The organism is Streptomyces sp. NPDC002104 (assembly GCF_053593795.1).
The window spans coordinates 1-12,637 of record NZ_JBSFDF010000097.1 but is presented as its reverse complement, the minus strand read 5'-3'; the positions used below and the strand labels follow the sequence as shown (position 1 = coordinate 12,637).

The 12,637-nt window shown below is 72.2% G+C and carries 14 protein-coding genes and 1 pseudogene; 8 read left to right on the top strand and 7 right to left on the bottom strand.

The features are described from left to right. Positions 1-416: YihY/virulence factor BrkB family protein (locus tag ACWCP2_RS37560; protein ID WP_450913023.1), on the bottom strand; the 416-nt coding region annotated here is incomplete at its 3' end. 135 nt (positions 417-551) lie between these two features. Here ACWCP2_RS37560 and ACWCP2_RS37555 point away from each other — a divergent pair. The 4 genes from ACWCP2_RS37555 (at position 552) to ACWCP2_RS37540 (ending at position 3,075) form a co-directional block, all read left to right on the top strand. Further along, positions 552-806 (top strand): hypothetical protein, encoded by a 255-nt coding sequence (locus ACWCP2_RS37555; RefSeq protein WP_450913022.1) that lies wholly within the window; start codon positions 552-554, stop codon positions 804-806. After that, positions 803-1,138, top strand: coding sequence for a hypothetical protein (locus ACWCP2_RS37550; protein ID WP_450913021.1), 336 nt, complete (start codon positions 803-805; stop codon positions 1,136-1,138). The genes ACWCP2_RS37555 and ACWCP2_RS37550 overlap by 4 nt, the downstream gene beginning before the upstream one ends. Before the next feature lie 120 nt (positions 1,139-1,258). Then, positions 1,259-1,882 carry a hypothetical protein gene (locus ACWCP2_RS37545; protein ID WP_450913020.1) on the top strand — a complete coding sequence of 208 codons (624 nt, stop codon included), beginning with the start codon at positions 1,259-1,261 and terminating at the stop codon, positions 1,880-1,882. A 206-nt stretch (positions 1,883-2,088) separates the two neighbouring features. Then, on the top strand, positions 2,089-3,075 hold the full coding sequence (locus ACWCP2_RS37540) for an L-threonylcarbamoyladenylate synthase (protein WP_450913019.1): 987 nt from the start codon (positions 2,089-2,091) through the stop codon (positions 3,073-3,075). Between the two features lie 82 nt (positions 3,076-3,157). Here the strand turns inward: ACWCP2_RS37540 and ACWCP2_RS37535 are convergent, their stop codons facing one another. Then, positions 3,158-3,799, bottom strand: a complete 642-nt coding sequence (locus ACWCP2_RS37535) for a carbonic anhydrase (RefSeq protein WP_450913018.1) — start codon at positions 3,797-3,799, stop codon at positions 3,158-3,160. Positions 3,800-4,024: 225 nt separating this feature from the next. Here ACWCP2_RS37535 and ACWCP2_RS37530 point away from each other — a divergent pair, with 225 nt between their 5' ends. From ACWCP2_RS37530 to ACWCP2_RS37520, 3 genes are all read left to right on the top strand, one after another. Beyond that, positions 4,025-5,374 carry a protein kinase domain-containing protein gene (locus ACWCP2_RS37530; protein ID WP_450913017.1) on the top strand — a complete coding sequence of 450 codons (1,350 nt, stop codon included), beginning with the start codon at positions 4,025-4,027 and terminating at the stop codon, positions 5,372-5,374. A gap of 185 nt (positions 5,375-5,559) precedes the next feature. Further along, the gene (locus ACWCP2_RS37525) at positions 5,560-6,360 is read left to right on the top strand and encodes an MEDS domain-containing protein (protein WP_450913016.1); all 801 of its coding nucleotides are present in this window, start codon (positions 5,560-5,562) and stop codon (positions 6,358-6,360) included. Beyond that, positions 6,357-7,319, top strand: coding sequence for an anti-sigma factor RsbA family regulatory protein (locus tag ACWCP2_RS37520; RefSeq protein ID WP_450913015.1), 963 nt, complete (start codon positions 6,357-6,359; stop codon positions 7,317-7,319). Before ACWCP2_RS37525 ends, ACWCP2_RS37520 begins: the two co-directional genes overlap by 4 nt. A 66-nt stretch (positions 7,320-7,385) precedes the next feature. Here the strand turns inward: ACWCP2_RS37520 and ACWCP2_RS37515 are convergent, their stop codons facing one another. Next, positions 7,386-8,579, bottom strand: a complete 1,194-nt coding sequence (locus tag ACWCP2_RS37515) for a spore photoproduct lyase family protein (RefSeq protein ID WP_450913014.1) — start codon at positions 8,577-8,579, stop codon at positions 7,386-7,388. A gap of 130 nt (positions 8,580-8,709) precedes the next feature. Continuing rightward, positions 8,710-9,159, bottom strand: coding sequence for an SRPBCC family protein (locus tag ACWCP2_RS37510; protein ID WP_450913013.1), 450 nt, complete (start codon positions 9,157-9,159; stop codon positions 8,710-8,712). A 226-nt stretch (positions 9,160-9,385) separates the two neighbouring features. Between ACWCP2_RS37510 and ACWCP2_RS37505 the strand changes: the two genes are divergently transcribed. Next, a complete protein-coding gene (locus ACWCP2_RS37505) occupies positions 9,386-10,543 on the top strand; it encodes an FUSC family protein (RefSeq protein ID WP_450913024.1) in 1,158 nt (385 codons plus the stop codon). A 19-nt stretch (positions 10,544-10,562) separates the two neighbouring features. On the opposite strand, the gene ppk2 is transcribed toward ACWCP2_RS37505, so the two are convergent. The 3 genes and pseudogenes from ppk2 to ACWCP2_RS37490 form a co-directional block, all read right to left on the bottom strand. Beyond that, a complete protein-coding gene (ppk2, locus tag ACWCP2_RS37500; protein WP_450913012.1) occupies positions 10,563-11,522 on the bottom strand; it encodes a polyphosphate kinase 2 in 960 nt (319 codons plus the stop codon). A gap of 110 nt (positions 11,523-11,632) precedes the next feature. Next, positions 11,633-11,971, bottom strand: a complete 339-nt coding sequence (locus ACWCP2_RS37495; protein WP_450913011.1) for an STAS domain-containing protein — start codon at positions 11,969-11,971, stop codon at positions 11,633-11,635. A gap of 240 nt (positions 11,972-12,211) precedes the next feature. Then, a pseudogene (locus tag ACWCP2_RS37490) lies at positions 12,212-12,637 on the bottom strand (NAD(P)/FAD-dependent oxidoreductase); the annotation flags it as partial.

Sequence of the window (12,637 nt, the reverse complement as noted above, 5' to 3'; positions counted from 1 at the left end):
ACGACCAGGCCGACGATCGCCAGGAGCGAGCCCACCCCGGAGTGGCCCTGGAGCTGGTGCACCGCGTCGCTGACCACGTCCCGCGCCGAACCGGGGGCGAGTTGCTGCAGGTTGTCCAGGACCTGCTTCGTCGCCGACTCCCCGGCGATGCCCAGCAGCGACACGAGCACCAGCAGGGCGGGGAAGAGCGCCAGGACACCGTAGTAGGTGAGCGCCGCGGCCCGGTCGGCGAGTTCGTCGTCCTTGAACTCCTTCACGGTGCCGCGCAGCACCGCCTTCCACGACCGCTTCGGCAGCTCGGTGGGCCGGTCGGGCGCCCGCTCCTCCACCTGCCGGTCCGGTCCCGCCGTGCTCCCGGTGCCGGTCTCGCCGTGCGTGTCGTCCTCGGCCGGGCCCGGCTTCGATGTGCGTGTCATGCCCTCCCGCCTGTCCCGTACCGCCCCACTCATGTCATCGAGGACGCGCGTACCGGTCCGGGACGCGGGCAGCGGCGTGACGACCAGCCGGGTCCCGTTTCCGTTTAGCCGCCACGGCTGGGGTAGGAGGGCCGCATGTTCAAGCACCGACGTGTTCGTACCACTGCCGTACTCGCCATCAGCTGGGCGGCCCTGACCGGCGTCGAGCGCGCGAGCGAGGGCGCGTCCTGGGGGCGGGCCCTCCTCAGCGGGCTGCTGTGGGGGCTGGTGATCACCGGCGCCTGGTGGTTCGGCGAATGGACACAGATCGGCCGCCGCACCCGGAGTGACCGCCCGGATCCGGCTGCCGCCCGACAGGACCCGAACGCAACGACAGGGAGCACCACATGACAGGCCGACGCCACCGCGTCCAACCGTCCGCGCCCGGTCCCCGCCTCCTCACGGAGGCCCTCGGCGTCATATCGCGCCGCGTGCTGCGCCACACCCGTACCTCAAGCACCACAGCCGTCTGCGCGTCCGCCTCCGGGCACCGGTCGCACCCCGGCAGGCGGGGCGGGTCCGCAGGGGCGGCCCCGGTCCCCCAGCCCCGGCACCGCGGCACCTTCACGGGCGCCACCGACCCTCACGCACGCGCCCAGGAGGTCGTCGCGCTCCATACCGCCGGCCCCGGCGAGCTGTCCTCGCTCCTCGACATGCTGGGCCTGCGGCCCGGGAAGCCGTAAGGCGCTCCTTCTGCCATTGAGCCGACACGTTGACGTTTGTCGGATCATCAGCCTGTCGCGCGTCCGTCCTTCGCCGCCTGGGTCATGCTCCCCTCGTCCGACGTCTCGACTCGAGGAGTGATGGCAGTGCACGCAGTGCTCAAGACGGTTCGACGAAAGCGGCTGACGGGTCTTCTCACCGTGCCGATGACGCTCTCCCTGGCCCTGATCGCCGCTCCGGCCGTCGCCGCGCCGGCTGCGAACGCGGGCACGGGCGCGGTCCGGTACGGCGACTGCTCCGACACCCGTTCCGTGCCTCAGGGGGCCCGAACAGCCAAGGGCAAGTCGGCGAAGACGCTCAAACGGCTCCCCGCCAAGGGCTGCACCGGACCGCGCGGCCCCCAGGGCCCCAAGGGGCCGAAGGGAGACCGGGGACCTGCCGGTCCGGCCGGACCGGCCGGGCCCTGCATCGACGTCGACGTGGTGGCGGGAGCCGCCGTGGGCAGCGAGTACAGCGCCGCCATCACCCGCGGCCGGGCCTTCGTCGGCTACCGGCCCTCGCTCACCGGGGCGCCCATCTGGCGCGACCTCACCGGCGGCGTCACCCCCGGATATCCGCGCAACGCCTGCAGCATCGCCGTGAAGCTCGCCGGCGGACGCGTCTACGTCAAGGTGCTCACCACCGCCGGCGACCTCTACGAGACCTCCTGCACCGCCCCCGCGCTGGCCTGCACCGTGGGATGGGCCGCCGTCGTCAAGCCCTGACCCGGGACGAGCCACGACTCAGGGAGTGTGGTGACGCCGCCGACCGCGCTCGGGCCCGTCCGGCCCGGGCGCGGGGGCACCCGGGGACGCGGGACCGGATCGCGTGCGGGCGTGCGTGCGACCCGGGAGCGGAGCCTGGGAGCGGAGCCTGGGACTCATGACCGGCGCTGAGATGGCGACCGTTGCCGGTCCTTCGTGGTTCTAGGATGACAAGGGTGACGGCAAGAACCACAGACATCGAAAAGGCGGCCGGTGTGCTGCGCGCCGGCGGCCTGGTGGCCCTCCCGACCGAGACCGTCTACGGTCTCGGCGCCAACGCCGAGGACCCCGCCGCCATCGCACGCACCTTCCAGGTCAAGGGGCGTCCGCCCTCCCACCCGCTGATCGTCCACATCGCCGGCGCGGAGCACCTGGACGACTGGGTCAAGGACGTGCCCCGGGCGGCCCGCCTGCTGGCCGAACACTTCTGGCCGGGGCCCCTCACGCTGGTCCTTCGGCGCGGTCCGCGCGTACCCCTCGAAGCCACCGGTGGCCTGGAAACGGTCGCCGTGCGCGTGCCCGGCCACCCCGACGCACTCGCCCTGCTGGCGGCCTTCGGCGGCGGTGTCACGGCCCCGTCCGCCAACCGCTTCGGCTCGGTCAGCCCGACGACTGCGGACCATGTCCGTGCGGAGCTCGGTGACGCCGTCGACTTCGTGCTGGACGGCGGAGCGTGCGAAGTCGGCGTCGAGTCGACCATCGTCGACGCCACGGGTGATGCGCCGGCCATCCTGCGGCCCGGCGGAGTGACGCGTGAGGACCTCGAAACGGTGCTGGGCCGCCCCCTCGCGGTGCCTTCGACCAGCCACGTCCGGGTACCCGGCCAGCATCCGTCCCATTACGCACCGCGTGCGCGGGTCGTCCTCGTCGAACCGGAGCGGGTCGTCGTCGAAGCGGAACGCGCTCAGGAGCTGGGCCACCGGGTGGGCCTCCTCCTGCCTCCCCGCGTCGCCGGCGCCCCGGTGAAGGCCCACGCCGTGGTGCCGGTCCCCGCCTCGATGGCCGCCTACGCCCGCGGGTTGTACGGGTTCCTGCGCGAACTCGACCAGCGGGGCTGCGACCTCATCGTCGCGTCCTTGCCTGCGGATGAGGGTCTGGGACTGGCGATCGCCAACCGGCTCCGCCGCGCCGCGGGGCCCCGGCCCACCGTGTGACCGGCGCCGGCGCCCTGCCCCACTGCGGCCTCATCAGCGAGGCAGGGCGCCGTCCTCCGGCCGGGAACCGCCGCCGGGGCGGTCAGGACGCGAGCGGAACCGCCGTATCGAGGCCGCGGGACGCGACGAGCTGTGCACTGCCGTCGGCCAGCCGGTAGGACAGCCCCACCATGCCGAGGCGGCCGGAGGCCACTCGCTCGGCCAGGACGCGGGAGCGTTCCAGCAGCAGGTCCACGGTGTTCTCGATGTGCTCGGCGAGTATCTCGTCCGCCGTCTCGCGTCCGGCGGCGCGGGCCGCCAGCACGCTCGGGGTCACCCTCTCGACGACGTCCCGCACGAAGCCGCCCGGCGTCTGCCCGTCCTCCAGGGCGGAGCAGGCCGCGGCGACGGCGCCGCACGAGTCGTGGCCGAGGACGACGACGAGCGGCGCGTCGAGGACGCTCACGCCGAACTCGATGGAACCGAGTACCTCGGCACCGGCGACGTGCCCCGCGGTGCGCACCACGAACAGGTCACCCAAGCCGCGGTCGAAGATGATCTCGGCGGCCAGCCGGGAGTCGGAGCACCCGAACAGCACGGCGAAGGGCTGCTGGGACGGTGCGGTCTCGGCGCGGCGGACGGCGTCCTGGTTCGGATGCTCGGAGGCGCCCGATACGAAGCGCTGGTTGCCCGCCATGAGCAGGTCGAAGGCGTCACGGGGCGACGGGGTCTGGATCTCGTTCATGGCCGCAGCCTACGATCCGGCACCAGCCGTCGCATCGCCTGGTCCCACTGGTCCCGTACGGCGATGTTCACCACAGATGCCGCTCCGGCTGGAGGACCTGCCGTCCCCGCCGATCGTGGCCGGGGCGGGGCGGGGCGGGGTCGGCGCCGCGCGCCCGGGCCCGGTGCTTGGCGCGAGGTACCAGGGGTAAGCGCGGACCACTGCCCGCGAGTGGAGGAGGACCCCATGTCTGTCCGGTCCGTCCCGGATTACGGAGTACCGCCTCTGCGCGACACCGTCCTGGGCGGCCGTTACCGGCTCCAGGGCTCCATAGGCGCGGGCGGAACGGCGGACGTGTTCCGCGGTGTCGACGAGGTACTGGGCCGCGAGGTGGCCGTCAAGGTGTTCCGCGCGGGCACGGACACGGTCACTGCCGACCGCTTCTGCGACGAGGCCCGCACACTGGCCCGCCTTTCCCATCCCGCCCTCGTCACCGTCCATGACGCCGGCCGGCACGACCAGGGCGCCTTCATGGTCATGGAGCTGATCCGCGGCGTCACCCTGCGCACCCGAATGGACGCGGGCCTCCTGGGCTGCGTCCAGGTCTTGCGGATCGGCGCCGACATCTCCTCAGCCCTCGACCACGTGCACGCCCACGGCGTCATCCATCACGACGTGAAGCCCTCCAACATCCTCCTGAGCCAGGAGGGGTCGCCCCACCTGGCCGATTTCGGGCTCTCACGCACCGTTCACGACCGTTCCCACAGCGCGCCCGACACCCTCATCGGGACCCTCGCCTACATGGCCCCGGAACAGTTCCTGGGCCAGGGCGCGAGTACGGCCAGCGACATCTACGCCCTGGGAGTGACCCTCCTGGAGGCCCTCACCGGCCGGCGCGAGTACCAGGGAACGCCGATGGAGATCGGCACCGCCCACCTCCTGCGCCGGCCCCACATACCCGAAGGGCTCCCCAAGGAGCTCGCCCGCCTGCTCGAACGGATGACCGACCAGGCCCCTGCGGCACGCCCCGACGCCGCCGCCGTCCACCAGTGCCTGCACGACATGGCGCACGCGCCGCGCCCCCGCAAACCGGCCGGCGCGGTGCTCGACGGCGCCCCCACACATCGCTCTCCGTTCCTGCCTCCCGCCGCTGCCGCTGCCGAAGCTGCTGCCGCCGCGCGAAGGCCCGGGCTGTCATGGCCGGGAGCCACCCGCGGGCGCCTTCCGCTCCGGTGGGGCCTGGCGGCGGCGAGCGTCGCGGGCAGCTGCGCGCTGGTCATGGGCGGCATCTCCCTGGGCGAGAACCCACCCGTCACCGCTCCCCCGCATGAGCGGCCCCCGGCATCGACGAGCGCCGGGGAGGCAGCCCCGGCGCGGTCCCTTCCGGCCGTGCCCGCGCCATCGCCGCCCCATGCCGCGGCGTCCACCCCGCAGCCGGCGGCCGCAGCAGCCTCCACTCCTCAGCGACTCCGGGCGCCCACCACCCCGTCTTCCGCCGCGCGGCCGGTCACTGACAGCCCGCCGAAGGCTCCCGGAGCGGCGAAGACGAAGGAGACCACCGGGAAGGGCAAGGGAAAGAAGGACAAGGGACGCTGATCGACCAGGCCCTCGCCCACACGGCCACGACCTCCGTCCTGGCCGGTCGGCGTTTGCGTGCCCTGTGGCGGGTAGGTGCCATGGGAGCCGGTTGGCGGTTCGGCTGTACGGGTATCCGGCGGGGCCCAGTATTGTGCTGTTCGGGCTGTGTCCGCAGGTCACGTTGGCGTTCGGAAGGGGTCGGGGTGAGATCGGTGCGGGCTTTGGCGACGTTGGACGAGGTCGAGCTCGGTGACCACGTCTGCTGGCGCGTGGACCCGGCCGACGCGGTTGCCTCCGCCCGTTCCTATGTGGCCGATGGCGCTCTGTACGGAGACAAGGTCGTGGTCATCGGTTCTCCCGGTACTGCGGTGATCCGGCGTGACCGGGTCCGTGCCGCATCGGTGATCCTCGACCTTCCGGACCGCGCGGATTCGGACGTCATGCTGGCCGCGGTGCGCCGGGAGGCCCGTGAAGCGGTGCGCGAGGGCTTCCGGTCGGTGCGCGTCCTTGCCGAGCGGACTCCGGTCACGGCGCCCGGTGACGCCGAGGAACTGCTGGCACGGGAGCTGAAGCTCGACGAGTTCGCCTCGGAGAGCGGCGCGATCGTGGTGTGCGCGTTCAGCGCCGCACAGTGGGAAGCGTCCACCCTGGAGCACGTGGCCTGTGTGCATCCGCAGGAGATGGGCACACGCGCTGCGCGTCCGGCTTTCCGGATGTTCAGCACGGGCACCGACAGCTGGAGCGTGGACGGAGTGGTCGACTCGGAGGGCGCGATGGCCTTCAACGCCGCGGTACGCGCCGCGACCCGGCGCACCTCCACGGTGAAGCTGAGGTTCGACGCCGTGGAGATGATCGACGCCGCCGGCATGCATGCCTTGATCGACGCGGCCCGTCACCTGCCGGATCGCCGGATCATCGTCGAAGGCGCCAACGAGATCGTGCGCCTGTGCTGGGACCTGGCCGGCTACGCCACCGAAAGCGTGCCGGTGGTGATGGCGGCATGACCAGTACCGTGCCGACGCGGCCCCCCGGCGGCGAGCCCGCATTCCGTCACGAGCTGTACTCCTATCGCGGGGAGGACCAGTTCCTGGCCGGGACGCTGAGCTACATCCACGAGGCCCTGGAGGGCGACGAGGCGGTGGTCGTCGCCGTGCCCTCGGAGAAGACCTCGCTCCTGCGCGGCGAACTCGCCGACGAGCCCGCGGTCACCTTCGTCGACACGACGGCGTCCGGCCCGAATCCCGGCCGGCACATCGCCGCCTGGTCGGAGTGGATGAGCCAGAGCGGCGAAGGCGGCAGGCCCGTACGGGGCATCGCTGAAACCGCGTGGCGCCAGGTGCGCAGCGCCGCGCACCTCTCGGAGCTCCGCTACCACGAATGGCTGCTCAACCGGGCCTTCGCGCACAGCGCCGCCTGGTCGATGCTGTGCCCCTACGACGCGGCCGACGAGGACCACGACGCGCTGCGTTCCCTGTCCCGCTGCCACCCGCAGATCCTCCGCGACGGGCAGCACACGGCCAACGAGGACTACCTCACGGGCGAGGAGTACGTTTTCGACGCCCTGGCCGAGCCCGGCGACGCGTTCCAGGAGCTGAGCTACAAGCACGGCGACCTGGCCACGATCCGCTCGAGGGTCTCCCAGTGCGCCGCCGAAGCCGGCGTTCCCGACGCCCAGCTGCCGAAGCTCGCCGTAGCGGTCACCGAAATCGCCACGAACAGCATCCGGCACGGCGGAGGCCACGGCACCCTGCGCACCTGGGCCCAGGACTCGACCTTCCTCTGCGAACTGCGCGACTCGGGCTACATCCCCGACGTGACGCTGGGCCGCACCCGCCCCGAACCGGCCCAGATCGGCGGCCGTGGCCTGTGGCTGGCGCACCAGCTCTGCGACCTCGTCGAGATCCGCTCCACCCGCCGGCAGGGCACCACCATCCGCCTGCACATGGACACCGCACAGCGCTGAGGGCGGCCGGGATCGCGCCGGCAGGGCCCGGCCACAGGGTTCGGCGGGAATCGGCGGGAATCGGCGTCAGAAGGCGTACCGGATCCGCAGCCACGGCGCGTGGGTGGCCACGAGCGTGCGCATCGTCTCCACGGCCGCGGCCTTGGCCCCACTCCGGTACCGGACGTTCCAACTGCCGTTCTCGGAGCGCTTGGGCTGCTGGAGGTCGGGCCGCCACAGGACGTCCTCGGCCCGCGGGTGCCAGCCGAGGTTGAGGTCATGCAGGTCCTCGTTGTGCGTCAGCATGATCACCTCCGCCGCCGCCTGGTCCTTGACCGGGCCGGGCAGGACGTCGTCCAGCTGCCGCAGGAGCAGAGCCCAGTCCCTGTCCCAGCCCGGGCGCAGTACGACGGGCGAGAGGTTGAAGTGGACCTCGTACCCCGCTTCCAGGAAGTCGCCGGCAACGGCGATCCGGCTCTCCACCGGACTGGTGCGGATGTCCAGCAGTCTGGAGTCCTCCGGCGGCATCACGGAGAACCGCACGCGGGTCCGGCCGCGCGGCTCCAGCAGGAGGAGGTCCGGGTTGACGAATTTGGTGGCGAAAGAGGCCTTGGCCGTAGGCCACCGGGCAAAGGCTCGGATCATGTCGCCGACGTTCTCGCTGATCAGGGCGTCTACGGAGCAGTCGCTGTTCTCGCCGATGTCGTAGACCCACGCTGTGGCGTCGCACTGGTTGGCCTCCGTCTTGGGGCCGAGGCGCGCGAGGTGCCGGGAGAGGTGGGCGATGATGCGCTCGATGTTGGTGAAGACCGTGATCGGGTTGGCGTACCCCTTGCGGCGCGGTACGTAGCAGTAGGCGCAGGCCATGGCGCAGCCGTTGGCGGGGCCGGGCGCGATCCAGTCCGCGGAGCGTCCGTTGGGCCGGGTGGTGAGCGTCTTCTTCTCCCCCAGGACCAGGACCTCGCTCTTGATCCGCACCCAGCGGTCGACGTTCCCCGCGTTGCCGTGCAGGTCCGGGATGCCCCAGTGCGAATCCACGGGGACGACCTCCGCGTCCGGGAAGCGGGCAAGGATCTGCCTGCCGCGCGGGGAGGCCGCGGCGGCGGGCTCGGCGCGGATCTCCCGTACGGACAGCAGTCGGCGGGCGGCCGGGGAATCCCGGAACAGCGGACCGAGCATCGCCGGCGCGTGCCTCTCCCACCCCGTGTCGAGGTCCTCGAGCCCGAACAGGGCGTCCGCGTGACCGTGATCCGGTCGGCCCCGTTGGGGCTGGGCGCCCATGAGCGGCTCCTGCGGTGTCTGGGCCCCCGGCGGGTTTGCCGTGAGGGGGCGGACCGGTGCGCGATGCTCCCGGGTGACCTTCCACTGTAGGCGGACGGTGTACCGGTACGGCCCGACCGGCGCAGGCGGATCAGACGGCGCCGCGCCAGGAGCCGGTCTCCCGGCCGCGGTCCTCGATGTACTCCTTGAACCGCTTGAGATCGCCCGAGACCTTCCGCTTGACGAAGCCCAGCTTGTCGCCGACGTTCTCGGCGAAGCCCTCCGGGTCGTAGTCGAGCTGGAGCATCACCTTGCACCTGGTGTCGTCGAGGCGGTGGAAGGTGACCACTCCGGCCTGCTTCACCTCGCCGGCCAACGTCGTCCAGGCGACCCGCTCGTCGGGGATCTGCTCGGTGATCTCCGCCTCGAACTCCCGCTCCACACCGGCGACCTTCGTCACCCAGTGCGTCATGGTGTCGGTGCGCTGGTCGATGCGCTCCACACCGTCCATGAAGTGGGGGAACGAGTCGAACTGGGTCCACTGGTTGTAGGCGGTGCGTACGGGAACATCGACCTCGACGGACTCTTCTACCTTCGACACGAGCCGATCCCTTCTGTTTCCGGCATCCGGCATCCGCATCCGGAGCCGGCCTCGCCGCGGGGGACCTTCCCCGCAGCATCGCGCCTGCCCGCTCCCGCCCGCTTCATGACCGGCAACCGGTGGCGGACCACACCGACGCCGGCCTCCGACCACGTCACAACAGGTCCCGCGCGTGCGTGAGCGCCGCAGGGGCAGACGGACCCCGGGGAGGTGAGGCGTCGTGCCGATGCGGCTCAGCGCACCGGGAGGAATTCCGGAACGGGCGAAGGCGGCGGCCGCGCGGGCCGCCGGGTTCGCGTGGCGTGCCGTACGGACGCCGGGCAGTGAGCGGGACACCCTGCTCCTGGGGGCGAAGACCGTCGTGGCGGCCATGGTGGCCTGGACGGCCGCCCGGCATTTCCTGCCGCCCGCCGTGGCCACGTTCGCGCCGTACACCGCCATGGTGGCCTTGCAGGCGACCGTGTACCGCTCGCTGCGCGACTGCGCCCAGTACGCCCTGGCCATGGCGGTGGGCGCCGCGCTCGCCGCCGCCCTGGCGGCCACCGCAGGCATCCACGGCTGGACCTTCGGTCTCCTCACCCTGGTCGCCCTCGGCCTCGGCCGCGCGCGACGGCTGGGCCAGCAGGGCGCCCAGGTCGCCATCGTGGGATTCTTCGCCTTCTCCTCCGGGCAGGGCCGGATCGACTACATCGGCCACCTCGCCGCGTCGGTGGCGATCGGCGCGGTCTGCGGGCTCACCGCCCACCTCGTCCTCGCCCCCGCCCGCCACGCCCGCCACCGGCAGACGGCCGTCACCGATCTGTACGCGGAGCTGAGCGAACGGATGACCGGCCTGGCCGACACCTTCGAGGCGACGGCTCCCGACGCCGACCGGGTGCGGCAGTGGCGGCATGACTGGCGCCGCCTCTCCCGCGACTGCGAGGACCTTCACCGCAGCATCGAGACGGAGGAGGAGAACGGCCTCCTCAACCCCCGGCGCAGCTTCGAGGGCGCCGCCGGGGCCCTGCCCCGGACCCGTGCCTCGGTCACGATCGCCCAGCGCTCTCTGGACCACCTGCGCTCCATCACCCGCACGCTGGACCACGCCGTCGACAGCCGGGAGATCGAGGACCTGCCACCGGCCTTCCGCACCGGCCTCGCCACCGTGCTCAGGACGTCGGCCGAGGCGATGGACGAGATGGGACGCACCCCCCGCTCCGACGACAGCCGCCTGAACCGCACCATCGAGGAAGCCTCGGCCCAGCTCGACGAGGTCCACAGGGACTCCCAGAGCCATCCGGAAGCCCGGTCGGCGGCCCCGACCCTCCAGGGGACCCTGCTGACGGACGCCGCGCGCCTCCTGGCCGATCTGCGCACCGGCCGGCAGAACCTCAGCCACGCCTGAACCGGCCGCCGAGGACTCCTCAGGGGTGCTCGCCGGGGCCGGACAGCCGGGTGGTGAGCGGGGTCGGGGAAAGGTCCGCGGTCTCTTCGCCGGCTTCCAGGAGGGTGTCGGCGGCACCGACGATGAGGGAATCGGGGATCCCGACGGCGTCCGGGTCCTTGTTCGTGTAGTCCAGCCGCCAGAGCAGATGCCGCATGGCCTGGAGCCGTGCCCGGCGCTTGTCGTTGCTCTTGACCACGGTCCAGGGGGCGTCGTCGGTGTCGGTGGCACGGAACATGGCTATCTTGGCCGCCGTGTAGTCGTCCCAGAGGTCGAGGGAGGCGAGGTCGGTGGGCGAGAGCTTCCACTGGCGGACCGGATCGACGCGACGGATGGCGAAGCGGGTGCGCTGCTCCGCGCGCGAGACGGAGAACCAGAACTTGACCAGGTGGATTCCGTCCTCGGCGAGCATCGTCTCGAAGGAGGGGCATTGGGCCAGGAACAGCCGGTACTCCTCGTCCGTGCAGAACCCCATGACCTTCTCCACGCCCGCGCGGTTGTACCAGGACCGGTCGAAGAACACGATCTCCCCGGCGGCCGGGAGGTGGCCGACGTAGCGCTGGAAGTACCACTGGCCCGCTTCGCGCTCGGTGGGTTTGTCCAGGGCCACGACCCGGGCCCCGCGCGGGTTGAGGCGCTCGGTGAACCGCTGGATGGTGCCGCCCTTGCCCGCGGCGTCCCGGCCCTCGCACACCACCACGACCCGGGCGCCGGTCTCCTTCACCCACTTCTGCAGCTTGAGCATCTCGATCTGCAGGATCCGCTTGGCACGCTCGTACTCCGCGCGCCGGAGCTTGCGCTCGTACGGGTGGTTCTCGCGCCACGTGCGGATCGGCAGTCCGGCGCCGTCGAGCAGCACGGGCTGTTCGGGACGGCTCGCATCCACCCGGAGTCCGGACAGGAGCTGTTCCTGGTGTCCCGCGTCTGCCTGATCGGTCATCCCGCACACCGTCCTCTCGGGGCCGCCACGGCGTGGGCCGCCGCGCAGTGCCCGAGCCCCGCCTACCCCTGGCCGGTGCCGCCAATCGGTCCGCGGGAGCACGAGGGCGTTCACGGCACGGCCGGTGCGGGGGCGGGGATGAAGGTGAACAGGCGCCTGGTGGCGGTGAGGTCGAAGACATGTTGCGCCTGGTCGGGGGCGCCGGCGAGGTGCAGCGTCCATTCCTCGTCGATGGCGCGGGCGCGCAGCGCGAGCAGCACATGGAGGGCGCAGGTGCCGATGAACGTGACGTGGGCGAGGTCGAGGACCAGGATCCGTTCGGTCAGTACGATCCCGTCCAGGACACGAGCCAGCCGGGAGCAGGTCTCGTAGTCGAGGTCGCCGCTCACGGACACGACGGCCCGCTGAGGCTGCTCGGTGACGCCGACGGCAAAGTCTTTGAGGCCCATGGCGCATCCGCCGTTCATGGGAGCCCGTCACGGCCGCACCCCTCGCAAACGCGGTACGGCCGCCAAGCGCGCGACGGGTGCCGCGCATGGCCCAGCGGGACCGTCCGTACCCGCCACGCGCCACGGAGCGTGGCCACCGGGTACGGCGAGGTCTCCACCGGGCCAGGCTGATCGTTGCTCCGCGCCTACCCCGGGCCGCGCTGCCGCAACCGGGGCGGCATCCCGGCCGGTGGTGGTCGTTCATACGCGCTGGGCGCGGTGGAGGAGGCCATGGAGCCCGTGGGAGCGCAGGGCGGCGCGGGCGGCGTTCGCGCCGGGAGCGCCGTGGACGCCTCCGCCCGGGTGGGCGGCCGCGGAGGCGAGGTAGAGGCCCTTGACGGCGGTCTCCGGGCGGCCGGTGCCCGGGGTGGGGCGGAAGACCGCCTGTTGGTGGAGGGCGGTGGTGCCGTTGTTGATGGCGCCGTTGTGCAGGTTCTCGTTCATGGACTGCAGGGTGGTGGGGGCCAGGATCCGGCGGGCGCCGATCAGTGCGCGAAAGCCCGGGGCGAAGCGCTCCACCTGGGCTTCGACCCGGTCGGCCATGGCTTCCTGTTCGCGGGCGTCCCACGCCCCGGTGATGCGGTCCGGGCCGGCGTCGCCGGTGATGCGCTGCGGGAGGTGGGTGTA